Source organism: Pseudomonas violetae, assembly GCF_023072615.1.
Classification (GTDB): domain Bacteria; phylum Pseudomonadota; class Gammaproteobacteria; order Pseudomonadales; family Pseudomonadaceae; genus Aquipseudomonas; species Aquipseudomonas violetae.
The window spans coordinates 14001-40603 of sequence record NZ_JAKNRW010000045.1 but is presented as its reverse complement, the minus strand read 5'-3'; the positions used below and the strand labels follow the sequence as shown (position 1 = coordinate 40603).

At 60.4% G+C, this 26603-nt stretch carries 24 protein-coding genes; 15 read left to right on the top strand and 9 right to left on the bottom strand.

Annotation, left to right across the window (positions count from 1 at the left end):
- Positions 1-1364 (bottom strand): ATP-dependent helicase HrpB (gene hrpB, locus L9059_RS27840; RefSeq protein WP_247294172.1); only part of this gene is annotated, 1364 nt, incomplete at its 3' end.
- Positions 1365-1474: 110 nt separating this feature from the next.
- Here hrpB and L9059_RS27835 point away from each other — a divergent pair.
- Together L9059_RS27835 and L9059_RS27830 are read left to right on the top strand one after the other, a co-directional pair.
- Positions 1475-1894: a polyribonucleotide nucleotidyltransferase gene (locus L9059_RS27835; RefSeq protein WP_247294171.1), complete on the top strand. Its 420-nt coding sequence runs from the start codon at positions 1475-1477 to the stop codon at positions 1892-1894.
- A gap of 27 nt (positions 1895-1921) precedes the next feature.
- Positions 1922-2827 carry a cation diffusion facilitator family transporter gene (locus tag L9059_RS27830; RefSeq protein ID WP_247294170.1) on the top strand — a complete coding sequence of 302 codons (906 nt, stop codon included), beginning with the start codon at positions 1922-1924 and terminating at the stop codon, positions 2825-2827.
- On the opposite strand, the gene L9059_RS27825 is transcribed toward L9059_RS27830, so the two are convergent.
- Positions 2812-3861 carry a DUF6515 family protein gene (locus L9059_RS27825; protein ID WP_247294168.1) on the bottom strand — a complete coding sequence of 350 codons (1050 nt, stop codon included), beginning with the start codon at positions 3859-3861 and terminating at the stop codon, positions 2812-2814. The two genes, L9059_RS27830 and L9059_RS27825, sit on opposite strands and share 16 nt — an antisense overlap.
- 413 nt (positions 3862-4274) lie before the next feature.
- Between L9059_RS27825 and L9059_RS27820 the strand changes: the two genes are divergently transcribed.
- Together L9059_RS27820 and L9059_RS27815 are read left to right on the top strand one after the other, a co-directional pair.
- Positions 4275-4754 carry an Lrp/AsnC family transcriptional regulator gene (locus L9059_RS27820; protein ID WP_045062103.1) on the top strand — a complete coding sequence of 160 codons (480 nt, stop codon included), beginning with the start codon at positions 4275-4277 and terminating at the stop codon, positions 4752-4754.
- Positions 4755-4967: 213 nt separating this feature from the next.
- Positions 4968-5177, top strand: coding sequence for a DUF2788 domain-containing protein (locus L9059_RS27815; protein WP_045062067.1), 210 nt, complete (start codon positions 4968-4970; stop codon positions 5175-5177).
- On the opposite strand, the gene L9059_RS27810 is transcribed toward L9059_RS27815, so the two are convergent.
- The 4 genes from L9059_RS27810 to L9059_RS27795 form a co-directional block, all read right to left on the bottom strand.
- Complete coding sequence (locus L9059_RS27810) at positions 5172-5804, bottom strand: pseudouridine synthase (RefSeq protein ID WP_247294165.1); 633 nt, start codon at positions 5802-5804, stop codon at positions 5172-5174. The two genes, L9059_RS27815 and L9059_RS27810, sit on opposite strands and share 6 nt — an antisense overlap.
- 71 nt (positions 5805-5875) lie before the next feature.
- Positions 5876-7375: an AMP nucleosidase gene (amn, locus tag L9059_RS27805; RefSeq protein WP_177328595.1), complete on the bottom strand. Its 1500-nt coding sequence runs from the start codon at positions 7373-7375 to the stop codon at positions 5876-5878.
- Between the two features lie 127 nt (positions 7376-7502).
- Entirely contained in the window at positions 7503-9149 is a 1647-nt protein-coding gene (locus L9059_RS27800; protein ID WP_247294163.1) for an acyl-CoA dehydrogenase family protein, read from the bottom strand.
- Between the two features lie 75 nt (positions 9150-9224).
- Entirely contained in the window at positions 9225-11603 is a 2379-nt protein-coding gene (locus L9059_RS27795; RefSeq protein ID WP_247294162.1) for a hybrid sensor histidine kinase/response regulator, read from the bottom strand.
- Between the two features lie 284 nt (positions 11604-11887).
- Between L9059_RS27795 and L9059_RS27790 the strand changes: the two genes are divergently transcribed.
- From L9059_RS27790 to L9059_RS27775, 4 genes are all read left to right on the top strand, one after another.
- Positions 11888-12685 carry a hydroxymethylpyrimidine/phosphomethylpyrimidine kinase gene (locus tag L9059_RS27790; protein ID WP_045062071.1) on the top strand — a complete coding sequence of 266 codons (798 nt, stop codon included), beginning with the start codon at positions 11888-11890 and terminating at the stop codon, positions 12683-12685.
- A gap of 32 nt (positions 12686-12717) precedes the next feature.
- Positions 12718-13341 (top strand): thiamine phosphate synthase, encoded by a 624-nt coding sequence (thiE, locus tag L9059_RS27785; RefSeq protein ID WP_247294161.1) that lies wholly within the window; start codon positions 12718-12720, stop codon positions 13339-13341.
- Positions 13342-13372: 31 nt separating this feature from the next.
- Positions 13373-14656 (top strand): glutamate-1-semialdehyde 2,1-aminomutase, encoded by a 1284-nt coding sequence (gene hemL / locus L9059_RS27780; RefSeq protein WP_247294160.1) that lies wholly within the window; start codon positions 13373-13375, stop codon positions 14654-14656.
- A 225-nt stretch (positions 14657-14881) separates the two neighbouring features.
- Positions 14882-15430 carry a tetratricopeptide repeat protein gene (locus tag L9059_RS27775; RefSeq protein WP_247294159.1) on the top strand — a complete coding sequence of 183 codons (549 nt, stop codon included), beginning with the start codon at positions 14882-14884 and terminating at the stop codon, positions 15428-15430.
- A gap of 138 nt (positions 15431-15568) precedes the next feature.
- Here L9059_RS27775 and L9059_RS27770 read toward each other — a convergent pair whose 3' ends face one another.
- Entirely contained in the window at positions 15569-15898 is a 330-nt protein-coding gene (locus tag L9059_RS27770) for a DUF1820 family protein (protein ID WP_045062075.1), read from the bottom strand.
- A gap of 135 nt (positions 15899-16033) precedes the next feature.
- Between L9059_RS27770 and miaB the strand changes: the two genes are divergently transcribed.
- The 5 genes from miaB to lnt all read left to right on the top strand — a co-directional run bounded on the left by miaB (position 16034) and on the right by lnt (position 21697).
- Positions 16034-17362: a tRNA (N6-isopentenyl adenosine(37)-C2)-methylthiotransferase MiaB gene (miaB, locus tag L9059_RS27765; protein WP_247294158.1), complete on the top strand. Its 1329-nt coding sequence runs from the start codon at positions 16034-16036 to the stop codon at positions 17360-17362.
- Positions 17363-17567: 205 nt separating this feature from the next.
- Entirely contained in the window at positions 17568-18572 is a 1005-nt protein-coding gene (locus L9059_RS27760; RefSeq protein ID WP_247294157.1) for a PhoH family protein, read from the top strand.
- Positions 18565-19059: an rRNA maturation RNase YbeY gene (ybeY, locus tag L9059_RS27755; protein WP_247294156.1), complete on the top strand. Its 495-nt coding sequence runs from the start codon at positions 18565-18567 to the stop codon at positions 19057-19059. The genes L9059_RS27760 and ybeY overlap by 8 nt, the downstream gene beginning before the upstream one ends.
- Positions 19060-19064: 5 nt before the next feature.
- A complete protein-coding gene (locus L9059_RS27750) occupies positions 19065-19904 on the top strand; it encodes a CorC family transporter (RefSeq protein WP_247294155.1) in 840 nt (279 codons plus the stop codon).
- A gap of 269 nt (positions 19905-20173) precedes the next feature.
- A complete protein-coding gene (gene lnt / locus L9059_RS27745) occupies positions 20174-21697 on the top strand; it encodes an apolipoprotein N-acyltransferase (protein WP_247294174.1) in 1524 nt (507 codons plus the stop codon).
- A 131-nt stretch (positions 21698-21828) separates the two neighbouring features.
- Here lnt and L9059_RS27740 read toward each other — a convergent pair whose 3' ends face one another.
- Both L9059_RS27740 and L9059_RS27735 read right to left on the bottom strand, forming a co-directional pair.
- Positions 21829-22590 carry a YdcF family protein gene (locus tag L9059_RS27740; RefSeq protein ID WP_247294154.1) on the bottom strand — a complete coding sequence of 254 codons (762 nt, stop codon included), beginning with the start codon at positions 22588-22590 and terminating at the stop codon, positions 21829-21831.
- Positions 22591-22692: 102 nt separating this feature from the next.
- On the bottom strand, positions 22693-23013 hold the full coding sequence (locus L9059_RS27735; RefSeq protein WP_247294152.1) for a hypothetical protein: 321 nt from the start codon (positions 23011-23013) through the stop codon (positions 22693-22695).
- 279 nt (positions 23014-23292) lie between these two features.
- On the opposite strand from L9059_RS27735, the gene leuS reads away from it, so the two are divergent.
- A complete protein-coding gene (leuS, locus tag L9059_RS27730; protein ID WP_247294150.1) occupies positions 23293-25899 on the top strand; it encodes a leucine--tRNA ligase in 2607 nt (868 codons plus the stop codon).
- 87 nt (positions 25900-25986) lie between these two features.
- Entirely contained in the window at positions 25987-26592 is a 606-nt protein-coding gene (locus L9059_RS27725) for an LPS-assembly lipoprotein LptE (protein ID WP_247294149.1), read from the top strand.
- The last annotated feature ends 11 nt before the right edge of the window (positions 26593-26603 follow it).

Below are 26603 nucleotides of genomic sequence, written 5' to 3'. Positions count from 1 at the left end.
CGCAGGATATCGCGTTCCCCCAGGAGTGCCGCGACATCGCAGGCCATGCCCGCCAGCCCTAGGTCCTGGCCGCGCAATAGCAAATGGCCAATGCGTGGATGCGCCGGCAGCTCGGCCATGGCCTGACCATGACGGGTCAGCGTCTCGCCGTCCAGAGCGCCCAGGCGCTGCAGCAGATCCTGCGCCTGCGCATAAGCCGCTGTCGGCGGGATATCCAGCCAGACCAGTTGCCCGGGCGTCACGCCCCAGCGACCGAGTTGCAAGGCGAGCCCGGCAAGGTCCGCCGAGAGGATTTCTGCACTGGCATAGGCCGCCAGTTGTTCGTGCTGATCCTGGGACCACAGGCGATAACACACCCCCGGCTCCAGACGCCCCGCCCGGCCCGCACGCTGGGTGGCGCTGGCGCGGGAGATGCGCTGAGTGTCGAGGCGGGTCATGCCGCTGCCGGGATCGAAACGCGGCACCCGCGCCAGCCCGGCATCGATCACCACGCGCACGCCGTCGATGGTCAGACTGGTCTCGGCGATGTTGGTGGCCAGTACCACTTTGCGTTTGCCCGCAGGGGCCGGATCAATGGCCGCTCGCTGGGCAGCAAGGTCCAACTCGCCGTGCAGCGGGCAGAGCAGCACCGGGGAACTGTCGCCCAGCGCATCGGCTAGCTGTTGATGCACTCGACGAATTTCCGCCTGCCCGGGCAGGAACACCAGCACGCTGCCGGCCTCATCGTTCAAGGCTTCGAGTATTGTCTGCACCAGCCGCGGCTCGATGAATTCACCGGCCTGGAACGGCCGACCCCAGCGCATCGCCACAGGGTACATGCGGCCCTCGCTGCGCAGGATCGGCGCATCATCGAGCAACCCGGCCAGACGCTCGCCTTCCAGGGTCGCCGACATCAGCAGGATTTTCAGCGGCTGGTCTTCGCGGAACAGCTCCCGGCCGTTGAGGCTCAGGGCCAGCGCCAGGTCGGCATCCAGGCTGCGCTCGTGGAATTCATCGAAAATCAACAGGCCCACGCCTTCCAGCGCCGGGTCATCCTGCAGGCGTCGAGTGAGAATACCTTCGGTCACCACTTCGATACGGGTGTTGGGGCCTACTTTGCTGTCCAGACGAATCCGATACCCCACGGTTTCCCCGACCTTCTCGCCCAATTCACTGGCCAGGCGCTCCGCCGCGGCCCGCGCGGCCAGGCGCCGTGGTTCGAGCATCAGGATGGTCTGCCCGGCCAGCCAGAGCTCGTCGAGCAAGGCCAGAGGCACCCGAGTCGTCTTGCCCGCGCCAGGCGGTGCTTCGAGCACGGCTTCATGACGTGCGGCCAGGGCTTCACGCAGGGCGGGTAAAACTTCATCGATCGGTAAAGAAATCATGCTGGCTCCCAAACAGAGGCGCGAGTATAACGGCGAACTGCCTGGCGTTTATCACGGTCCTAATTCATACCGACGACGCTTCGTTTTCCAGATGACTCAAGGAGATTCATATGCGTGCTCCCTTTCGCCTGATAGGTGGTGTGTTAGTAGCGACCCTGCTGACTCAAGTGACCGCCTGCGGATCGATCTTCTACCCAGATCGGCGCGGTCAGATTGATGGCAAGATCGATCCGGCCATTGCCGTATTGGATGCCGTGGGCCTGCTGTTCTATATCGTCCCGGGCCTGATTGCCTTCGCCGTGGACTTTGCTACCGGCGCGATCTACTTCGAGCCGGGCAAGACCGCCCAGGTCGCTCCGGAAAAACTCCAGCAAGCGATTGGCGCGGACGGCCAGGTCGACAAGCGCAAGCTGCAGACCATTCTGCAAACCGAGCTGGGCCGCAGCTTCCCGCTGGATGATCCACGCCTGATCCAGCACAAGGGCAGCACCCAGCAGTTGGCGATGTTCGGCCTGCAACCCGCTGCATAACCTTAATTGCAAGGAACCGCCGCACTTATGATTTCCAGCTCCGAACACGCCCGCCTGCTGCGGTTGGCGACCCGAGCCTCGGTGGCGGTAGCCTGTACGCTGGTCGTCGCCAAAGCCATCGCATGGTGGTTAAGCGGCTCGGTCAGCATGCTCGCCGGGCTTACTGATTCGGCGCTGGACGGCGTCACTTCGATGCTCAACCTGCTGGCGGTGCATTACGCTCTGCGCCCGGCCGATGACGATCACCGCTACGGCCATGGCAAAGCCGAGTCGCTGGCCGGCATGGCCCAGGCGTTGTTCATTGGCGCAAGTGCGGTGCTGATCGCCTTTCAGGCGTTCGACCGGCTGCGACACCCCGAGCCGGTAGGCGCGCCCTGGATCAGCATCGGGGTGATCCTGTTCTCCCTGGTGCTGACCCTGGCGCTACTCGTGTTGCAGCATCGAGTGGTCAAGGCGACCGGCTCCAATGCGGTGCACGCCGACTCCCTGCACTATCGCTCGGACCTGCTGCTCAACGGCAGCATCCTGATCGCGCTGGTGTTGGCGGGGTTTGGCTGGCATCAGCTGGATGCGTGGTTCGGCCTGGGCATCGCCATTTATATTTTGTGGAGCGCCATCCAAATCGCTCGCGAGAGTTTTACTGTGCTGATGGATGAAGAGCTGCCACTGGATGTCAGCCAGCACATGCTTGAACTGGCCTGCAGCGTGCCCGGCGTACTGGGCGCACACGACTTGCGCACCCGGGTCTCGGGCAATCAGTGGTTCGTACAGTTACACCTGGAGTTGCCCGGCAACTTGACCCTGTCCGTCGCCCACGGCATCAGCGATCAGGCCGCCGATGCAATCCACGCAGCTTACCCGCGCGCCGAAGTGCTGGTGCACGCCGACCCGCAAGAAGTGGTGAAAGCGGCCCGCGTTCAGAATTTGACCTGATAACCGCGACTGCCGAGACAGTTGCCTTGCGCCTGACGGTAGATCTGCACCACCGATGGGTCCGGCTGGTAAGTGTCGGCGCGCGGATCGAAACCACTCTGCTCGACCGCATACCGGTAGCAGTCGTAGCCGTCCTGATTGACCTGCTCCGGCGACTGCCCATTCGCTGGATAAGCTTCCACGTCGAAGCCACTGCTGGCCGACTGCGGCAGCGGTAATCCCGGCGGCTCGACCACCACGTAATCCCGGGTGCTTTCCTGATAAGCGTAGTAAGAGCCGGCCGCCAGGAACAGTAGCGAACCGCCGATCCACACCTCACGCGCGTAATCGGGCAGGTAGCCCACCCGAATGCCGCGCGGTGGTTGCACCACCACATAACGCGGCCCCTGTGGACGGTACCAATAGCCGCCCGAGTAGAAATAATCGCGGCCACCGTAAGGCACGCGGTAATCACGGTCCGGGAAGCGGTCAATCACATGACCTGGACGATATTGCGGCCCCGGTCCCCAGCCATTACCGTGCCCAGGGGGGCGACCAGCCCAGCGATGATCATCGGGACGCGAACCCGGCCCCCCAACCTGCCACTGTTGGTTGCCATTGTTGCGTCGTGGCACATCCTGGTAGTACCCCCGCTGAGGTTGCTGGGTCTGGCGCACGCTGTCGGGGCGGCCCTGGATCGGCAAGTCGTTGGCCGGTAACTGAGGTGGCGGCGGCGGTGGCCGCACGGGGCTGTTGTAATCCGGTGGCGGGCGGCTCGGCCCATTGCGATTCTGTCCGTTATGCTCGAACTGCCGGCTGTTGTCCCCGCCAATGATGTCGTTGTTCTGCCCCCGGGGCTGATTGTTCTGCTGAGGAGCGTTCTGCGGGCGCTGCGGGTGATCGTTGCCGCCGCGTCCCTGGTTGCTGCCATGGTGACCATCACCCTGTTGCCCACCATTGGGCCCACGATTTTGCGGCTCATCAGCCAGCGTTTGCGTCGTGACACTGATGCACACCAAACCAACACCGGCCAAACGCCAGATGCGCGACTTCATGCTTTTCCTCACAGGAGCTCAGGGCTTGTACGTAAGACTGGGAAAGCACAGGCCGGTTCTGCAACAGGTTATCAGTCGCACGGTATTTTTTTGGCATTAAAAAAGGGAGACCCGTCGGCCTCCCCTTGAGAACTTCGTCCGTGCTCGACGCTTATGACGTCGGCTCACCTCACGCCGTCTTCTGGACAGTGTGCAGCTCGGAGGCCGGCACATCCCCGGTGGGGGTGGCGGCCGCGGCTGGCCTGATTGGGCGAGCCGCAGTGGACTGTTTGTCCGAGCAGTGATTCTGGTAATAAGAATAGGCCTGAGGCAGCGACAGAGGATTGCGAAGATTGCTGAATTAAACATCACTTGCGCAATTTTTAACCCTGGATAGATAATCCGCCGCAATAGTTATGATAAAGGCCTGAATGATGAGCAAACTCGACCGATACGACTTAAGCATTTTGGCGGAATTACAGCGTGATGCGCGCATCTCCAACCAGGAGCTGGCTGAACGCATAGGCCTTTCACCTTCCCCTTGCTCACGTCGGGTCAAGCAACTGGAGGACGACGGCTACATCACCCGCCAGGTCGCCCTGCTGGATCGCAAGATGCTTGGCCTGAGCCTGACGGCATATGTGCTGATCGGCATGGACCGCCACACGCCGGAACGCTTCGAAAACTTCGAAGCGGCGATCCGAACCTTGCCCCAGGTGCTGGAATGCAGCCTGGTGACGGGGATGGACGCCGACTATCAGCTCAAGGTGGTAGTGCCTGATATGGATCACTACCAGAAATTGCTGCTGGGGCACCTGACCCGGATTGACGGGGTGACGAGTGTGCGCTCGAGTTTTGTGTTGAACCAGGTGTTGAACAGTACCGAACTGCCTTTGACGCATCTGCGCAGTTGAAGACCCCATCGCGGGCAAGCCACGCTCCCACAGGTTTTGTGTTGAAATCACGATTGTGAGTGAGCCAAAACCTGTGGGAGCTGGCTTGCCAGCGATAGGGCCGGCAAAGGCGACCAATGACTGCGGCACACCGACGCAGGTCAATACTGCGCGAACCTTGCGTAACGTATACTCGCCCCGCCCTTTTAGCCGCGCCCATGCTGGAGATGTTCGATGGATCCTGCCGTATTCGAAGAGTGGATGATGACCGGACTGGTCACCATCCTGATCATATTCATGGGTTTCATCGTCTGGGATCTGGCGAAGAAATCCAAGGCTGGGCGCTTTGGTTCGATGATTCTGTTCTTCGTGCTGGGCCTGGGCGTAGCGGCGTTTGTCATCAAGAGCGTAGTGATCGGGCTGATCGAATCCGGCGCCTTATAAACGCGCCGGCACTTCCTTCCACTGGCCTTGATCGAGCCCTTCGATCGTCCAGTCGCCAATTCTGACCCGCACCAGGCGCAAGGTCGGCAAGCCCACGGCAGCCGTCATGCGCCGCACCTGGCGGTTGCGCCCCTCGCGAATGACCAACTCCAGCCAACTGGTCGGCACGCTCTTGCGAAAACGCACGGGTGGATTGCGTGGCCAAAGCTGCGGTTCTTCCAGTTGCCGGGCCTCGGCGGGCAAAGTCATGCCGTCATTGAGCTCGACGCCATCGCGCAGGCGTTGCAACTGCCCGGCGTCCGGCTCGCCTTCCACTTGCACCCAATACGTTTTGGCCAATTTATGTTTCGGGTCGGCGATGCGCGCCTGCAACCGTCCGTCGTTGGTCAGCAACAGCAAGCCCTCGCTGTCCCGATCCAGACGGCCCGCCGGGTAGATACCGGGTATCTCGATGTAATCCTTGAGCGTCGCCCGCCCTTCACCGTCGCTGAATTGAGTCAGCACATCGAATGGCTTGTTGAACAGGATCAACCTGGATTCAACCGGGGGCGCTTTGGCAACCCGGCGCGGGCCTGGCGGAGGTGGCGTGCCAGGGCGACGGGAGACGGGACGAGGTGGACGAGGCATGGCGAAATGAACATCTAACGGTCAGGGCTGCTAATGCTAGTGCCCTGACCGCCAAATGACCATGAGAACAATCAGCGGAACGGCGGCTCGTCGAAGCTGCGCAGTTTGCGCGAGTGCAGCGAGTTGAGTTCTGTGCGCAACAGGTCCACCGCCTCAATGCCGATCTTCAAGTGCTGGCTGACCGCACGCTCGTAGAACGCGTTTGCCGAACCTGGCAGTTTGATTTCACTGTGCAGCGGCTTGTCCGAGACGCACAGCAAGGTGCCGTACGGCACCCGCAAGCGATAACCCTGGGCGGCGATGGTACCGCTTTCCATATCCACCGCCACGGCGCGGGACAAGTTGATCAGCGGACGCTCCTGGGCCCAACGCAATTCCCAGTTACGGTCGTCGTAAGTCAGCACGGTACCGGTACGCAGACGTTTCTTCAGCTCGTCGCCCTTCTCGCCGGTGATATTCGCCGCCGCTTGCTGCAAGGCCATCTGCACTTCTGCGAGAGCCGGAATCGGGATATTCGGCGGCACTACCCGGTCAAGAATGCCGTCGCGCCGCATGTAGGCGTGAGCCAGTACGTAGTCGCCGATGGTCTGGGACTGACGCAAGCCGCCACAGTGACCGATCATCAGCCAGCAATGCGGGCGCAGTACTGCCAGGTGATCGGTAATGTTCTTGGCATTGGACGGACCGACGCCGATATTCACCAGGGTCACGCCATGACCATCGCTGGCGATCAAGTGATAGGCCGGCATCTGGTAGCGGTGCCACACAACGCCTGCGGCAATGGCCGACGCCTCGCCGTGATCCATGCTCTTTTCGATGATCACGTTGCCCGGCAGCACCATGCGTACGAAGCGCGGGTCGCTGCGCAACTGCTCAAGGCCATGCACGATGAACTGGTCGACGTAGCGGTGGTAGTTGGTCAGCAGGATCCACGGCTGCACATGACGCCAGTCGCTGCCGGTGTAGTGCACCAGGCGACGCAGGGAGAAATCCACCCGCGCGGCATCGAACAGGGCCAGTGGCAGCGGGTCGGTGTTTTCCCAATCGTACAGGCCATCGGCGATGCCATCGGTGGCGGCGGACAGGTCGGTACTTGGGAAGACGCGCGCCAGCACGGCAGCCGTTACGCCGGAACCCGCCAGCTCGTCGCCCTGTTCAACCACGTAGGGATAAGGAATGTTCTGCTGACTGATCCCGACTTCCACGGTCACGGTGAAGTCATGCATCAGCGGCACCAACTGTTCCAGCAGGTATTTGCGAAACGCCGCAGGGTGAGTGACGGTGACGCTGTAAGTGCCCGGCAGTTGAACCTTGGCGTAGGCGCGAGTGGTCTGCGGCACTTCGCCCTGACAGTGGTAGGTCAGGCGCAATTCAGGATAACGAAACATCGCACGCTGCTCGGCGTCCGGTTCGATACGATCCTTGAGGTATCGCTTGAGCGCCTGATTCAGCGCGGTGGTTGCACGTTCGTGCAAGAGCGCAAGCCGGTCCACGGCTTGCTCGGCGGTTTGAACGACAATAAAAGCTTCGGTCACGATCAGCATCCTGTGTTCTGACTTGCAGAGCTTCATCTTGCCTGCATCGTCGCTTCACGGGAACAGCCGCCAGTGCACAATTGCTGCGACCACAGCGGATTTTGTGAGAGCGAGCCTGTCACAAGTTCGGTGTACACCAAAGGCCTGATGTGGGGGGGGGTATTCAAATACTCGGGGTCGAACGGGCGACAATTGCTTGCACATCCAGCCCCCGCGGCAAGGCGCCATATACACGGCCGGCCGAACCCAGGCGGCTGGTGATAAAGGCATCGCTGACCACGGCGTTACCCGCCTCCAGCAACAGCTTGGCCTGTAAACCCAGGGCAATGTCTTCGGTGAGCTGCCGGGCACGATACTGAATATCGCCAGTGTCCTTGAACGCTGCCTGCAACTGATGGATATGCGCAGCCAGGCGCTTGTCGCCGTGGCCATCGCCCAGTTCGTTGAACAGCACATCGAGCACTCCAGGCTCTTTCGACAACGCCCGCAGAACGTCAAGGCACTGTACGTTGCCGGAGCCTTCCCACGTCGAGTTCACCGGTGCCTCACGGTACAGGCGCGGCAGGATGCTGTCCTCGACATAACCTGCACCCCCCATGCATTCGGCGGCTTCGTTGATCATGGCCGGAGCGCGCTTGCAGATCCAGTACTTGCCCACGGCGGTCACCAACCGGGCGAATTTTGCTTCATGGGCGTCATCCAGATGATCCAGGGCGCGTCCCATGCGCAGGCTTAAGGCCAGCGCCGCTTCGCTTTCCAGGGCCAGGTCGGCCAGCACGTTTTGCATTAGTGGTTGCTCACTCAGCAGCCTGCCGCCGACGCTGCGGTGCGCGCAGTGGTGGCTTGCTTGAGTCAGGGCCTGACGCATCAGCGAACTGGAGCCGACCATGCAATCAAAACGAGTCATGGCGACCATCTCGATAATGGTCGGCACGCCGCGACCTTCCTCGCCAACCATCCACGCCAGCGCGCCGCGAAATTCCACTTCGCTGGAGGCGTTGGAGCAGTTGCCAAGCTTGTTCTTCAGGCGCTGGATATAGAACTGGTTGCGGGTGTCGTCCGGGCGGTGGCGCGGCAACAGGAAGCATGTCAGGCCTTTGTCAGTCTGGGCCAGTGTCAGGAAGGCATCGCACATCGGAGCCGAGCAGAACCACTTGTGACCCACCAGTTCGTAGGCCTGCCCCGGCCCACTGGCGCCAACCGGATAGGCCTTGGTGGTATTGGCCCGAACATCGGTGCCTCCCTGTTTCTCGGTCATCGCCATGCCGATGGTAACGCCGGCCTTGTGCGCCATGCCGATGTTGCGTGGATCGTATTCGGTGGCGAGAATTTTCGGCAGCCATGTGTCGGCCAGATCTGGCTGCAGACGCAGGGCCGGCACGCTGGCAAAAGTCATGGTCAGCGGACAGCCGCTACCGGCCTCAGCCTGGCTATGCAGATAGGTCATGGAGGCACGAGCAACGTGCGCCCCCGGCTGCGGATGCGCCCAGGGCAACGAGGTCAGCCCGTGCTCGACCGCCGCTCGCATCAACTCATGATAGGCCGGGTGGAATTCAACCAGGTCAATGCGATGGCCGTAACGGTCATGGCTGGAAAATACCGGTTTATTCTCGTTGGCCAGGAACCCCGCTTCCATCAATGGCCCACCAGCCAGCGCCCCGTAGACATCAATGCGCGATTCGGCCCAACCGGCACCAAAACGCCGCGACCACTCCTGAAGCGGCAAATCGATGCGGTACAGGTTGGCGCCATCCAGCGACGGTGGCTGGTTGGTGACTTCGTGGGTTTCGGCGAACTGATGCAGGTTCATGGCAGGGCTCCTTTGGTCAGCCAAGGGATTTTCAGTTAAGCACTGCCCCGTAGCCGATAAAAGTGTCATATCCGCCTAATTTGCGGCGCTTTCACCCTGCTCAAAACCCAGCAACCGTCGTTGCAATGCGGCCTGCAAATCCTCGAATTTTACCGGTTTGCTCAAGTAGTCGATGAAATTAGCGCCGGCGCAGTGCTCCCGATCAATGCTCAAGGCAATCATGAATATCGGCAACTGGGCGCATCCCGCCAGCGTACGGATCTGGCGGCTGAAAGAGGCTCCGTTGAATGGCGGTAACTGGCAGTCGAGCAATACCGCATCAAACGCCTCCCGCTGCAGGTAATCGAACGCCGCCGGACCGCTGTCGGTCGTGCACACCTGATACCCGAGCTTGAGCAGCATGCCGCGGATAACCAACTGGTTGACGGTGTTTTCGTCCACCAGAAGCACCTTGCAATCTCGCGACTGGCGCAGGCGCGAGAATTGCTGCGCTGTTCGGTGCGAAGATTGCGTCATGGAAAGTTCAAATTCGACATCCAGCTGGAAACGACTGCCGCGCCCCAGCTCGGAGCGGTGCGTCAGTCTTCCCCCAAGCAACTCCACCAGCTGCCGGCAAATTGCCAGGCCCACGCCTAGCCCGCCATATTCGCGGGTCATTGAGCCATCGAGCTGGAAGAAGCGCTGATACATCGTCGCCTCCCCCAGGTCGGTGAAACCGATACCCGTATCGATCACCGCAAAGCACAGCGCCATTCGGCCGGGTTGCGCGGGCTTGCCTGTGACGCGCAGCGCCAGTCCACCAACCCGGGTGAACTTGATCGCATTGTCCAGCAGGCATTCCAGGCACTGGGCTAACTTGGCGCTATCACCGTGCAAACGGTCGGGAAGGCCCGGTGTCACATCGACCTTGAAGTCCAGCGACTTGCTCAAGGCATTGCCCTCGAACTGCACGCGCAAGGTTTCGATCACGCTGCGCAAGCTGAACGACGCCCGGCTGGCCGAGAGTTTGCCGGCCTGCAACTCGGTCAGGGTGAGAATGCCGTTGACCATGCGCATCATCTCCCGGGCAGCTCCCGATGCCGTTTGCTGGTACTGCTCCAACTCCGGATCCATCTCGACAGTTTGCATCAGTTCCAGCGAACCGATGACCCCGTTCATGGGAGTGCGCAACTCGTGGGTCAGGGTGGCGAGGAACTCGTCCTTTAGCTGGTTGCTGCGGGCCAGTTGCTGGTTCAGCACTTCGAGCTTCTGCCCGGCATCAAACAGGGTCTGCGCCTGCTGCTCGCGCATGGCGTTGATGCGGTCGGCGAGCGCCAGGGACAGGAGAGCCACTTCGATGGCCGAACCAATCTGGCTGGAATACATGGTCAGGAACACGTTCGGCAGATACCCCAGGACCATCAGTGTATTGATGATGCCGCCGAGCAAAAAGGCCGACCAGGCAATGATGAAATACCGCGCTACGCGCAAACCGCGAAGCCAGGCGAAGATCCCTGCGGCAAAGATCACCACGGTGAAGGTCAGGGCCAGTGCCGTGGCCAGGCGCAAGGCCAGGGCATAGCTGGTCATGAGGGACAAGCCGATGACGATTGCGCCAAACGTAACCAGTGCCAGCAGCAGGCGATCGAGCCAGCGACTGTGGGTGGCCGTCTGCAGGAAGCTGCGGGCGAACTGACTGCCAAACAAGCCGGCACAGCCAATGAAGAATGGCGTGGCAGCGTTGGCCCACCAGGGATTGTTCGGCCAGAAGTACTGCACGGCCGCGCCGTTCACCGACAACTGATACAAGCCAAACGAGGCAATGTAGAAGATGTAATAAAGGTAACTGGTGTCCCGCACGCTCAGGTAGATGAACAGGTTGTAGACCAGCATCCCCAGCAACACACCGTAAATCAGGCCCAGCACATACAGGCGCAACGGTTGCTCTTCGAGGAATGCGGTACTCGACCACAAGGTGACCGGAGCCTGGATCGACCCCTCGCTCTGCAGGCGCAGGTACAGGGTTTGCGCCTGGTCGGGGGTGAAATTGATACCGAACAGGTAGTTGTTCTGGCGGATTTCCCGGGTAGAGAAAGGCAAGGCATCGCCGGTCTGGCGCACCAGTTGGTAGTTACCGGTAGCGTCTGGCAAATACAGATCAAGATGATCGAGGGGCGGATAAGCCAGCTCCAGCAACCAAGTCCTTTGCGCCGCCGGATTTTTCGGACGATAGTGCAGGTCGATTTTCAGCCAGAACACTGAACGCGAATAACCGGCGTTGAGGGTGGCATTATCGTGGGGCTTGAACTGTCCAGCGGCATCCTGGGCACGGACATCGGCAATGGTTGCCTGTCCACCTGCGTCTTCGAACACTTGCAGGGTTTGGCCCAATGGCAGGCTTTGAGTGTTCTCGTCGAACTCGACTGCGCTCGCCAAAAGGGGCAAGCAAAGTAGCAACATCAGCAAATAGCGCATCTAAGCCCCAGCGTGGCCAGTCCGGTTATCTCAGGAAGCCCCTCATTCCCTTTGAGTAGACGTAAAACCGGCATTACCTGTTATTGATTTGGATCCACTCTAGCATAGCCGTTAGTGGCCAATGTATACCATTGGAAAATTTCCTTCGATGGCTCTAGTACGGGCATTCCAGCGCTATAAATTGAGAAAGAACGGATTGAGCCACGCACGCGACTTCGAAGGGAGCCTGCCGCTGTATGCACCTCTCATGACTCGGTGGTCGACTGGTGGTAAGCTCGCGCACCATGAATATCTACAGCTCTCGCCCCGTTGTCCTCTGTCTCTCCGGCCACGACCCCAGTGGTGGCGCCGGCTTGCAGGCAGATATCGAAGCCCTGCTCGCCCAGGGCTGTCATGCGGCTCCGGCCGTCACCGCGCTGACTGTGCAAGACACGGTCAACGTTACTGATTTCCGCGTGCTCGACCGAGCGTGGGTGCTGGCCCAGGCCAATGCCGTGCTCAACGACTCCGAAGTCGCCGCCGTCAAGCTGGGCATGCTCGGCTCGCTGGAAATGGTCGACACCGTGGTCGAGTTGCTGCAAGCGCATCCGCACTTGCCAATGGTCTGCGACCCGGTACTGCGTGCCGGCGGCGGCGGACGACTGGGCAAGGATGAAGTCGGCTACGCGATGCGCGAACGGCTGCTGCCCTTGGCGATCATTGCCACGCCCAACCTGCCCGAAGCGCGGATCCTCGCCGAGCTGCCCGAAGGCACTGCAGACCAATGCGCGGAGAAACTCCTGCCGTACGTCAAGCACCTGCTGATCACTGGCGGTCACGGCGACGAGCAGGAAATCCACAACCGGCTGTACACCCGCGACGGTCGCCGCGAAACCTTCACCTGCCAGCGTTTGCCCGGCAGTTATCACGGTTCCGGCTGCACGCTGGCCAGCGCCCTGGCCGGCCGTCTGGCCCAGGGTGAAAACCTCGTCAGTGCCGTACAGACCGCGCTTAACTACACGTGGCGCACCCTGCGCGATGCGGAGCAGCTGGGCAAAGGTCAATTTGTGCCACGCCGCCTGCCGCTGGATTTCTGTTCGTAACTTCCCATTAGTCATGCGGTGAGGCTTGTCCGATGAAACTACGTGGCCTTTACGCCATCACCGACAGCCAGTTACTGGCCGGTAAATTCCTGTCGTACGTGGAGGCGGCGCTGGAAGGCGGCGTCACCTTGCTGCAGTACCGCGACAAGAGCAGCGACGAGGCCCGAAGACTGCGCGAGGCCGAGACCCTGCGTGATCTGTGCGACCGCTACAAGACCAGGCTGATCATCAATGACGACGCCGAGCTGGCAGCGCGCCTGAACGTTGGCGTACATCTTGGCCAGACCGACGGCCCGCTGACCCCGGCACGTGCATTGCTGGGCCGCCAGGCGATCATCGGCTCGACCTGCCACGCGCAAATCGACCTCGCCGAACAGGCGGCCAGGGAAGGAGCCAGTTACGTCGCCTTCGGTCGTTTCTTCAATTCCAGCACCAAACCCGGCGCACCGACCTGCAGCCTCGAACTGCTGGATCAGGCTCGCAGCAAATTGCATCTGCCGATCTGCGCCATCGGCGGCATCACCCTGGAAAATGCCGCGCCACTGGTGGCCCATGGGGTCGATCTGCTGGCGGTGGTCCACGGTCTGTTTGGCGCCGAGAGCACGGCTGAAGTGACACGCCGCGCCCGTGCCTTCAATGAACTGCTTTCCATTTAAGTCGCTTAAAATCTTTTTTGAGAGTCCGATCATGTCTCGTTCCGAAACTTTGTTTGCCAACGCCCAGAAACACATCCCCGGCGGTGTGAACTCGCCAGTGCGCGCGTTCAAGAGCGTTGGCGGTACGCCGCTGTTTTTCAAACACGCTGAAGGCGCCTACGTCACCGACGAAGACAATAAGCGCTACGTTGATTACGTCGGTTCCTGGGGCCCAATGATCCTCGGCCACAGCCACCCGCAAGTTCTGGACGCAGTGCGCAAGCAGCTTGAGCACGGCCTGTCCTACGGTGCGCCGACCGAGATGGAAACCCAGATGGCGGATCAGGTCTGCGCCCTCGTGCCGTCGATGGAGATGGTGCGCATGGTCAGCTCCGGCACCGAGGCGACCATGAGTGCCATTCGCCTGGCCCGTGGCTTTACCGGTCGCGACAGCATCATCAAGTTCGAAGGCTGCTATCACGGTCACTCCGACAGCCTGCTGGTCAAAGCCGGCTCTGGCGCCCTGACCCAAGGCGTGCCGAGTTCGGCAGGTGTGCCGGCGGCGTTCGCCAAACACACGCTGACCTTGCCGTTCAACGAAATCGACGCCGTCGAGACCATGCTCTCTGAAGTCGGCCAGGACGTCGCATGCATCATCGTCGAGCCAGTGGCCGGCAACATGAACTGCGTGCCTCCGGCCCCGGGTTTTCTCGAAGGCCTGCGGAGCTTGTGCGATCAGCATGGCGTTGTGCTGATTTTCGACGAAGTGATGACCGGTTTCCGCGTGGCACTGGGCGGTGCACAAGCGCACTACGGCGTCACCCCGGACCTGACCACGTTCGGCAAGATCATCGGTGGCGGCATGCCGGTTGGCTGCTTCGGTGGCAAGCGTGAAATCATGTCGCACATTGCGCCACTGGGCCCTGTTTATCAGGCCGGTACGCTGTCAGGTAACCCCCTGGCAATGGCGGCGGGGCTGACCACGTTGCGCCTGATCAGCCGTCCAGGCTTCCACGCCGAATTGACCGACTACACCAGTCGCCTGCTCGATGGCCTGCAACAACGCGCCGATGCAGCCGGCATCCCGTTCGTGACCACACAGGCCGGCGGCATGTTCGGCCTGTACTTCAGTGGTGCCGATGACATCGTGACCTTCGACGACGTGATGGCCAGCGATGCCAAACTGTTCGGGCGCTTCTTCCACCTGATGCTCGAAGGCGGCGTGTACCTGGCGCCAAGCGCATTCGAAGCCGGCTTCACCTCGATCGCCCACGGCGACGCCGAGTTGAAACTGACCCTGGACGCCGCTGAACGTGCGTTCGCTGCCTTGAAGTAATGCCGTGCCGCTGACGTTGGCGACTGCCAGCGTCAGCATTTACCTACATCCGCGCCCTTTCCCCTGATCATCTGCCAGGATTTTCCCGTAAATTGGGTTATATATTTCCCTCGCAGCAGAAAAACGAGTAAAGACTTTGTATGGATGGCCCTGCTTATTTCATAATGCGCGCTTATTGGATCCCCTCGTTGGGTCCGCGCGCCCTTCAGAGGTAAGTCGATTCCCATGAACCGCACCGGCCGCGCCCTTGCATTGGGCTGCCTGTTGCTCCTTCAGCCCTTGCTTGTACAAGCAGGCGGCAATTCGTTGTTAATCCCAGCGATGGGTCGCTGCACCCTCAATACTCAGCCGCAGGATTTGGCCCAGGCGCTTGCTGCCTGCCAGAAAGCCTCGGATGAAGGGGATGCACAGGCGCAATACGAGTTGGGTGAGTTCTACTACGACGGCAAGAATGCGCCGCGCGACCTCAACCAAGCCCTGAGCTACTTCGAAAAAGCCTCGCTGCAAGGCCACGCCCAGGCGCAATTCAAGCTCGGCACCATGTTTTTCCATGGCGAAGGCGTGCAGGCCAACAATGTTCAGGCTTATATCGTGCTGAAGATGGCCGCAGTCAATGGCGCGGAAGATGCGCTGGACACTGCCGACGAGGTGGCCGAGAAGATGCCGCGTGAAGAACTGGAAGTGGCGACCCAGGTGCTGGGGCAAATCTTCCGTAAATATTTGATGGAATTGCAAAGTGCGGATGGGCGTACGCCGTTTTCGCCACTTCCCTAGTTTTTGCTTAGATCTGACAACTCCATCGCTGGCAAGGCAGCTCCCACAGGATTGCAGTCGCTCACAAATAATGTGTACACCGCAGGTCTACTGTGGGAGCTGGCTTGCCAGCGATAGGGGCGACGCGGTCTCGGAGGCTTACTTGTCAGGCATCGGCATCGGAAACGGCATCACATTGCCCACCGCGCCACGGGCTTCGCTGATTTTCGGCGTACCCAGGCGCTCGACTTCATCGATGCGCACAATCGAATGCATCGGCACAAAACTGCGCACCACCCCCTCGAACTGAGCCTTCAACTTCTCTTCGCTCGGATCGACGACCACTTGCGTGCGCTCGCCAAAGACGAATTCTTCCACTTCCAGGAAGCCCCACAGATCGCTTTGATAGATCTGCTTGGCATACATTTCGTACACCTGGCCCTGGTTGAGGAAAATCACCTTGTATATTGGAGCTTCACGTTTGGTCATGGTGGGCGAGCAACACATAGGGGGATAAAAATGAGGGCGCGAACTATAGCATAGCCGCCGGACGCACAGCGGTAGGAACATGGGACCATGTTCCCTATAATGTGCGGTTCTTTGAATCACGTGATGACTCTATCCATGGCCAAGAAGCTTTACATCGAAACCCACGGTTGCCAGATGAACGAGTACGACAGCTCGCGCATGGTCGACTTGCTGGGTGAACACCAGGCCCTGGAAGTCACAGCACGCGCTGAAGATGCCGACGTGATACTGCTCAATACCTGCTCGATCCGCGAACGCGCCCAGGACCGGGTGTACTCCCAGCTCGGCCGTTGGCGCGAACTGAAACTGGCCAACCCGGACATGGTGATCGCCGTCGGCGGTTGCGTGGCGAGTCAGGAAGGCGCAGCTATCCGCGACCGCGCGCCTTATGTCGACGTGGTGTTCGGGCCACAGACCCTCCACCGCCTGCCGGAAATGATCGACGCCGCGCGCGCTACCAAGTTGCCGCAAGTCGACGTCTCGTTTCCGGAAATCGAAAAATTCGACCACCTGCCCGAGCCGCGCATTGATGGCCCGAGCGCCTATGTGTCAGTCATGGAAGGTTGCAGCAAGTACTGCACCTTCTGCGTGGTGCCCTACACCCGCGGCGAAGAAGTCAGTCGCCCGTTCGACGACGTGATCGCCGAGATCATCCACCTGGCCGAAAATGGCGTGCGGGAGGTGACCCTGCTGGGCCAGAACGTCAATGGCTATCGTGGCACCACTCACGACGCGCGCCTGGCCGACCTGGCCGAGTTGATCCGGGTAGTTGCCGCTGTCGATGGCATCGACCGCATCCGCTACACCACTTCACACCCGCTGGAGTTCTCTGACAGCCTCATCCAGGCCCATGCCGAGGTGCCGGAACTGGTCAAACACCTGCATTTACCGGTGCAATCGGGTTCCGACCGGATTCTCTCGGCGATGAAGCGCAACCACACGGCACTGGAATACAAGTCCAAGCTGCGCAAGTTGCGTGCAGCCGTGCCGGGTATTTGCATCAGTTCGGACTTTATCGTGGGCTTCCCCGGCGAAACGCAAAAAGACTTCGAGCAGACCATGAAGCTGATCGAGGACGTCGGCTTCGACTTCTCCTACTCCTTCGTCTATAGCCAGCGCCCAGGCACTCCGGCAGCCGACCTGGCTGACGAGACACCGGAAGCGTTGAAGAAGGAGCGCCTGAACGCCCTGCAACATCGACTGAACCAGCAAGGTTTCGAGATCAGCCGACAAATGGTCGGTTCGATTCAGCGGATCCTGGTCACCGATTATTCGAAAAAAGACCCCGGCGAGTTGCAAGGGCGGACCGAGAATAATCGGATCGTCAACTTCCGTTGCGACAATCCGACTTTGATTGGCCAGTTCGCCGACGTGCACATCGATGCCGCCCAGCCGCACTCGTTGCGCGGCTCGCTGATCCAGTAACACCTCATTCCCCTGCGGGAGCGAGCTTGCTCGCGATGGCGCCGGGTCAGACAAATAATATGTTGAATGTCAGACCGCCATCGCGAGCAAGCTCGCTCCCACAGGGACGGTGATCAGCCTTGGGTTATTTAAGAGCTTTCGCACCCAGCCCACTGGCGTTATCCTTGATTTCATCCTAATTGCCCCAGGGCGGCTAAATACGACCTTGAACGCATCCATCGAACCACATCGCTTTATCCTCGAGCCCTTTGAGGCTCGCCGCTTCGCCAATCTGTGCGGGCAATTCGACGAGCACCTGCGCTTGATCGAACAGCGCCTGGCCATCGAGATCCGCAATCGCGGAAACCAGTTCGAGCTGATCGGCGAACCCAAACACACCACCTCCGCGGAAAATCTGCTGCGCCGCCTGTACCGGGAAACCAAGGGTACCGAGCTGTCGCCGGACATGGTTCACCTGTTCCTGCAGGAATCGGCCGTCGAAGAACTGGACAACGTGTCCCCGTCCGAGCCCTCCGTCGCCCTGCGCACCAAAAAAGGCATGATTCGCCCTCGCGGCTTGAATCAGTTGCGCTATGTGAAGGAAATCCTCGGCAACGACATCAACTTTGGCATCGGCCCCGCCGGTACCGGCAAGACCTATCTGGCCGTTGCCTGCGCGGTGGATGCGCTGGAACGCGAGCAGATCCGCCGCATCCTGCTGGTCCGTCCGGCGGTTGAAGCGGGCGAAAAGCTCGGCTTCCTGCCCGGCGACCTGTCGCAGAAGATCGACCCGTACCTGCGCCCGCTGTATGACGCACTCTACGAAATGCTCGGCTTCGAATACGTGGCCAAGTTGATCGAACGCCAGGTAATCGAAGTCGCGCCGCTGGCCTACATGCGCGGTCGCACGCTCAATAACAGCTTCATCATTCTCGACGAAAGCCAGAACACCACCGTCGAGCAGATGAAGATGTTCCTCACCCGGATCGGCTTCGGTTCCACTGCAGTCATCACGGGCGACATTACCCAGGTCGACCTGCCGAAAGGCACCAAATCCGGGCTGCACCACGTGATCGAGGTGCTCAAGGACGTGCCGGGAATCAGCTTCACCCATTTCATGCCCAAGGACGTTGTGCGCCACCCACTGGTGCAACGTATTGTCGAAGCCTACGAGCGTTTTGAAAACCGTGTTGCCGACGAAGCACCCAAGGACAGCCGCCGCGATGCTTGAGCTTGATCTGCAACTGGCTACCGAAGCGCCTGTTCCCAGCGAAGCCGAGTTTCGCCAATGGTGCGAGCTCGCCTTGCGCCAACGCACCGCCGATTCCGAGATAACCATTCGCTTGGTCGACCAGGAAGAGGCTCGCGAGCTCAACCACACCTGGCGGCAGAAAGACTACGCCACCAACGTGCTGTCGTTCCCGGCCGACGTGCCTGACGAGTTCCTCGATATACCGCTGCTGGGCGATCTGGTGATCTGCGTGGCAGTGGTCGAGCGCGAGGCTGCTGAACAAGGCAAGGAACTAAAAGCCCACTGGGCACATCTGGTGATTCATGGCTGCTTGCATCTTCTGGGTTACGACCATATAGATGACGACGAAGCCGAGGAAATGGAAGCGCTGGAACGAACGTTGCTTGCCGAGTTGGGTCATCCGGACCCGTACGCGGACGACGAAACAGAACCATCCCCTATCGTTACAACAAAGGATTCAGAGTAATCGCTATGAGCGAAGATCGATCGAGCAACGGGCAGAAGTCATGGCTGGGTAAGCTCACCCAGGCTTTTGCCCACGAGCCGAAAAACCGCCAGGAGCTCCTCGAGCTGCTGCGTGATGCCCATCAGAACAAGTTGCTGGACAGCGAAGCGCTGGCCATTGTCGAAGGCGCCATTCAGGTCGCTGACCTGCAGGTTCGGGACATCATGGTCCCGCGCTCGCAGATGATCAGCATCAAGGCGACCCAGACACCCCGAGAGTTCCTGCCTGCCGTGGTCGACTCGGCCCACTCCCGCTACCCGGTGATTGGCGAAAGCCACGATGACGTAATGGGCGTGTTGCTGGCCAAGGACCTGCTGCCGTTGATCCTCAAGGAGAACGGCGACAGCTTCAACATCAAGGACCTGCTGCGCCCGGCCACTTTCGTGCCGGAGTCCAAGCGCCTTAATGTGCTGCTGCGCGAGTTCCGCGCCAACCACAACCACATGGCCATCGTGATCGACGAATACGGCGGTGTCGCGGGCCTTGTGACCATCGAAGACGTGCTGGAACAGATCGTTGGCGACATCGAGGACGAGCACGACGTCGAAGAAGACAGCTACATCAAGCCGCTGCCCAGCGGTGACTTCCTGGTCAAGGCCCTGACGCCGATCGAGAACTTCAACGAGTTCTTCGACAGCGAGTTTTCCGACGATGAGTTCGACACCGTCGGCGGCCTGGTGATGAGCGCGTTCGGGCACCTGCCAAAACGCAATGAAATCACTGAAATCGGCCCTTATCGCTTCCGCATCCTGAACGCCGACAGCCGTCGGATTCACCTGCTGCGCCTGACGCCTATTGCCCGCTAAGGATTGGGGTGTTTCATCAGCTGTTTCCTGCATCGCGTTGCGCCTGAAAGCGGGCCAGGCAAGGCGCGGTCCGCAGGGAATGGCTTGCCCTTTCCAAGGACTGCAACGCAGCATGGCCCGCTTTCAGGCGCAACCCGAAGGGCCGGGTCTGCTGTTACGAGGTCTGCGTTACTCGTCGCTCATTTGAAAAACCAAACCACACTCCTCGCGCCTTGCCCTGCGTAACAGCAGACCCGGCGCGATACAGGAAATAGCTGATGACACACCCCCTGCATCGTATGACCCGCCCCGGCTGGCCCGGTAACCTGCTGGCCGTGGTGGCCGGTGCACTCACCACCCTGGCCCTGGCGCCGTTCGATATCTGGCCGCTGGCATTGCTGGCGGTCGGCTTCTTCTATGCCGGCTTGCGCGAACTGGGACCCCGTCAGGCCTTGGGCCGTGGCTGGTGCTTCGGTTTCGGCCTGTTCGGCGCCGGTACCAGCTGGATCTATTACAGCATCCACCACTTCGGCGGCGCCTCGGTGCTGTTGGCCGGCTTCCTGATGTTGATCTTCACGGCGGCGATTGCCTGGTTCTTCGCCCTGCCCGCGTGGATCTGGGCGCGCTGGCTGCGCCGTAATGAGGCGCCCCTGGCGGACGCCTTGGCATTCGCCGCACTGTGGGTCGGCCAGGAAGCCTTTCGGGGATGGTTCCTCACCGGGTTCCCCTGGCTCTACTCCGGTTACAGCCAGCTCGACGGGCCTCTGGCCGGGCTCGCGCCTATGGGCGGCATGTGGCTGATTTCCTTTATCCTCGCCCTCACGGCAGCGCTTATCTATAACGGCCTGCGCCTGGTGCGCAGTGGACGCAAAGGTTTTATTGCTGCTGGCGCATTGCTGCTGGTCGGTCCGTGGGTGGTGGCCATTGCACTCAAGGAACACGCCTGGACCAGCCCGTCAGGCGCGCCGCTGAGTGTTGCCGCGATCCAGGGCAACGTCGAACAGAGCATGAAGTGGGACCCGGCGCAGCTGAACGCTCAGCTTGCCCTGTACCGCGACATGAGTCTCAGCTCCAAGCGGGTCGACCTGCTGATCTGGCCGGAAACCGCAGTACCGGTGCTCAAGGAATCCGCCGAAGGCTACTTGAACATGATGGGACAGTTCGCTGCCGAGCGTGGTGCCGCGCTGATCACCGGCGTGCCGATCCGTCAGGAAGTTCACCACCAGAAACGCTTTTACAATGGCATTACCGTGGTTGGTGAAGGCGACGGGACCTACCTCAAGCAAAAACTCGTGCCGTTTGGCGAATACGTGCCGCTGCAGGATATCCTGCGTGGGCTGATCGCGTTCTTCGACCTGCCAATGTCCGACTTCGCCCGCGGTCCGGCCGATCAGCCGTTGTTGCAAGCCAAGGGTTATCAGATTGCTCCGTTCATCTGCTACGAAGTGGTGTATCCAGACTTTGCTGCCGGCCTTTCGGCGCGCAGCGACCTACTGCTGACGATCAGCAACGACACGTGGTTCGGTACGTCCATCGGTCCATTGCAACACCTGCAGATGGCGCAGATGCGCGCACTGGAGGCCGGTCGCTGGATGATTCGCGCGACCAACAACGGCGTGACCGGCCTGATCAACCCATTTGGCCAGATTACCGCGCAGATTCCGCAGTTCGAGCGCGGCATCCTGTATGGCGAAGTGGTACCGATGCATAACCTGACGCCCTACCTGCAATGGCGTTCGTGGCCGCTGATCGTAGTTTGTATATTCTTGTTTGGCTGGGCGCTGGTGGCCAACCGGATGGCTAAAACCGTTTAATTCTCTGTAGGAGCGAGCTCGCTCGCGATGGACGTTAACGATGACGCGGGCATTCTGAATGAACGCGGTGTCTTTAAGTTTTTCGCGAGCAAGCTCGCTCCTATAGAGAGTGCGGAATGCCTAAGCATGGTTTATCGATAAAACATCAAATACCCCACCTGCCCTACCGCCTCGTTCATCAACTGCCCGCTCTGCCAGATCGACTTGAACTCCGGCATCCAGCCACCCAACGGTCGCGCATTATCCCCACCGAGAAACCCCACCGGCGCAGGCACCACCTCAAATCCGGCTTTCTGGAAACTCCAGACCGACCGCGGCATGTGAGCAGCCTGGGTCACAACCACCACGCGTTTGATCCCCTGGGGCAGCAACATGCTTGCGCTCATTTGTGCGTTCTCCCAAGTGGTGCGGCTGAGTCCTTCCTGCCAGCGTACGGTCACCCCGAAATCGTCAAGCATCGAATCCGCCATCAACCTGGCTTCGGAGGGCGGCGTGCCGTAATGCAACCCGCCACTGGTCAGCACCGGCAACCCCGATGCCTTGGCCAGTCGCGCCGCATAACGTTGACGCTCCAGACCAATACCTGTGGGCTGATCGGTCCCCCACGCCGGATCACCACGCTCGCGCCCTGAACCCAGCACCACGATGGCATCGGCACGCTGGCCAAGTGCTGCCCACTCTTCACGAGTCAACGGTGGCACGCGCTCCAGGGCATTGGCACTCCATTGCACGACAATCGGCAGGCTCATCAACCAGAAGCCCCCAAGGCCCAGCGCAAAGCACAGCCCGGCCAGTCGCGGCCGGGTGCGGCGCAACCACCAGCCCAAGGCCAGCAAAAGTAGAAGAATGCCGGGCGGCAACAGAAGTTGTTTCATGAAATAACGAAAAGGCATCGAGCATCTCCAAAGATGCCCGAAGCCTAAGAGGGTTGACGCAATGCGACAACTAAATCGAAAGGACTAAACGCTCTCATTACCTGAAATACGGCCTGTGCCTTATTTGAATTGCAGTGACCGGACCTTTACCGAGTCCCTGCCAGGTGCCTTGTCCTTGAGCCAGATGATTTTGGCCGAACGTGGTGCGTCAAGCTGCTTCACTGCTTCTGACAAGTATCCGTGTGTTTCACGTTCACTGCGGTCCAGATACGCTTTTACCAACGCAAACTCTGCGGGGCTGAGGCCACGCAGTTCCAACTCGAGGGGGCGCTCATCGCGCAGCCGGTCAGCGGTTTTTGCAGCGTCCAAGGCCATCCCCAGACGATCGATCAGTCGTTCATACAGTTCCGGTTTCGTGACTTTTTGCTGTGACTCAACCATCCCTCACCTCATTGAAAATAAGTCTTGCTCCCCATTTAGAGCTTAGCTTCCATCCCCAAACCGGCTGAGCGCCGCGACCAACGGCCCTCGCCGGGCAAATCGGGCGGCGCATGCTTGCAATCAGGGTTTCCCTCGGCAGAGCGCGGTCATGTATGCTACGGCGCTTCCTGTAACTCCACTTCCAGCTCGCCTGGACAGCGAAACGCCAAATTGGCGCGCTCACCGTCCAGCATTGCAACGAAGAGGATTAGGCCACCCCTATTCAGTTCAAAAGTAGCCATGCACGAACAATATCAGCCCCGTGAAATCGAAGCCGCCGCCCAGTCATTCTGGGACGAGCAAAAGTCCTTTGAAGTCAGTGAACAGCCAGGCAAGGAGACATTCTATTGCCTGTCGATGTTCCCTTACCCTAGCGGCAAGCTACACATGGGGCACGTGCGCAACTACACCATCGGCGACGTGATCTCCCGCTACCAGCGCATGCAAGGCAAGAACGTCCTGCAACCCATGGGTTGGGACGCCTTCGGCATGCCGGCGGAAAACGCCGCGATGAAAAACAACGTGGCTCCCGCCAAGTGGACCTACGAAAACATCGCTTACATGAAAACCCAGCTGCGTAGCCTGGGCCTGGCGGTGGACTGGTCCCGTGAAGTGACCACCTGCAAGCCCGATTACTACCGCTGGGAACAGTGGCTGTTCACCCGCCTGTTCGAAAAAGGCGTGATCTACAAGAAAAGCGGCACCGTGAACTGGGACCCGGTCGACCAGACCGTCCTGGCCAACGAACAGGTGATCGACGGTCGCGGCTGGCGTTCAGGCGCGCTGATCGAGAAACGCGAAATCCCGATGTACTACTTCAAGATCACCGCCTACGCGGATGAACTGCTGGAGAGCCTTGACGAGCTGACTGGCTGGCCTGAACAGGTCAAGACCATGCAGCGCAACTGGATCGGCAAATCCCGCGGCATGGAAGTACAGTTCCCGTACAGCGTCGATTCCATCGGCGAAACCGGTGCGTTAAAAGTCTTCACCACGCGCCCGGACACCCTGATGGGCGCGACATACGTGGCCGTGGCCGCCGAACACCCGTTGGCGACCCTGGCCGCAAAGAACAACCCTGAGCTGCAGGCGTTCATCGCCGAATGCAAAGGCGGCAGCGTGGCCGAAGCCGACGTCGCCACCCAGGAGAAAAAAGGTCTGCCGACCTCGCTGTTCGTCGAACACCCACTGACCGGTGAGAAACTCCCGGTATGGGTCGCCAACTACGTGCTGATGCACTACGGCGACGGCGCGGTCATGGCTGTTCCGGCGCACGACGAACGCGATTTCGAATTCGCCACCAAGTACAACCTGCCCATCAAGTCCGTGGTGCGCACCAGTTCTGGCGAAACCAACCCGGCGCCATGGCAGGATGCATACGGCGAGCATGGCACGCTGATCAATTCCGGCGAGTTCGATGGCCTGGACTTCCCTGGCGCGTTTGACGCCATCGAAGTCGCGCTGATCAAGAAGAACCTCGGTGCCTCGCGCACCCAGTTCCGCCTGCGTGACTGGGGCATCAGCCGTCAGCGCTACTGGGGCTGCCCGATCCCGATCATCCACTGCGATGCCTGCGGTGACGTACCGGTTCCGGAAGACCAATTGCCTGTCATACTGCCAGAAGACGTGGTTCCGGACGGTGCGGGTTCACCTCTGGCGCGCATGCCCGAGTTCTACGAGTGCAGCTGCCCGAAATGCGGCCAGCCGGCCAAGCGTGAAACCGACACCATGGACACCTTCGTCGAGTCCTCGTGGTACTACGCCCGCTACGCGTCGCCGCACTATGAAGGCGGCCTGGTAGAGAAATCCGCAGCTGACCACTGGTTGCCGGTGGATCAGTACATCGGCGGTATCGAGCACGCGATTCTTCACCTGCTTTACGCGCGCTTCTTCCACAAGCTGATGCGTGACGAAGGCCTGGTGAGCTCCAACGAACCATTCAAGAACCTGCTGACCCAGGGCATGGTGATCGCCGAGACTTACTATCGTCGCGAAGCCAACGGTGCCTACACCTGGTTCAACCCCGCGGACGTCGAACTCGAGCGTGACAGCAAGGCCAAGGTTATCAGCGCCAAGCTGATCGCAGACGGCCTGCCGGTGGAAATCGGCGGCACCGAGAAGATGGCCAAGTCGAAAAACAACGGCGTCGATCCACAGTCCATGATTGACCAGTTCGGCGCAGACACTTGCCGCCTGTTCATGATGTTCGCATCGCCACCCGACATGAGCGCGGAGTGGTCCGACTCTGGCGTGGAAGGTTCGCACCGTTTCCTCAAGCGCGTCTGGCGCTTGGCCCAAAGCCACGTCACTCAAGGCCTGCCGGGCAAACTGGACGTCGCAAGCCTCAACGACGACCAGAAAGCCATCCGCCGCTCGATCCACCTGGCCATCAAGCAGGCCAGCCACGACGTTGGCCAGAACCACAAATTCAACACTGCCATCGCCCAGGTGATGACGCTGATGAATGTGCTGGAAAAAGCCCCGCAAGTGACCGAACAGGATCGCGCCCTGGTGCATGAAGGTCTGGAAGCGGTGACGCTGCTGCTGGCTCCGATCACTCCGCACATCTGCCACGAACTGTGGAACCAGCTCGGTCACCCTGATGCCGTGATCGACGCCGGCTGGCCGGTACTGGATGAAACCGCGCTGGTGCAGGACAGCCTGACGCTGGTCATCCAGGTCAACGGCAAGTTGCGTGGCCAGATAGAAATGCCAGCCAGCGCGACTCGCGAAGAAGTCGAAGCCGCTGCGCGCACCAACGAGAACGTGCTGCGCTTCGTTGACGGCCTGACTATTCGTAAAGTGATCGTAGTGCCCGGGAAACTGGTCAATATCGTCGCCAGCTAATTGGCTCAGGCGCCAGGCTAGCCTGGCGCCGAGTAAAACCTTTCGGGCCGCACAGTCGGCCCACCTGGTTTCAAGGGGAACAACAAGATGATCAAACGCAATTTGCTGGTGATGGGCCTGGCGGTCCTGTTGAGCGCCTGCGGTTTCCAGCTGCGTGGTACTGGTACGACTGAGCTGGCGATCAAGGAAATCGACCTGAGCGCACGCAACGCCTACGGCCCCACCGTGACCCAGATGCGCCAGATGCTCGAAAGCAGCGGCGTCAAGGTCGCCGCCGGTGCTCCGTACAAGCTGATCCTGACTAACGAGCAGGAGAGCCAGCGAATCCTAAGCTATGCAGGTGCCGGCCGCACTGGCGAATATCAGCTGACTACCGTGCTTCAGTACGATATCCGTGGCCAGCGTGACCGCGGGCTGCTGAGCGACAAGATCGAAGTGCAGAAAGTGTTCATCCACGACGGCAACAACCTGGTGGGGTCCGAGCAGGAGGCCGACGATGCGCGCAAGGACATGCGCCGCGATCTGGTACAGCGCATGATGTTGCGCCTGCAACAGCTCACGCCAGCCCAGCTGGACCAGATGCAGCAGACTGCTGACGCCAAGGCCCAAGCTGAGGCCGCAGCACTGGAAGCGGCGCAGAAAGCCGAGGCGCAAACACCGCGCCAGTCGCCTATTGAACTGCCGCAGCAGTAAGACCTGCGGGG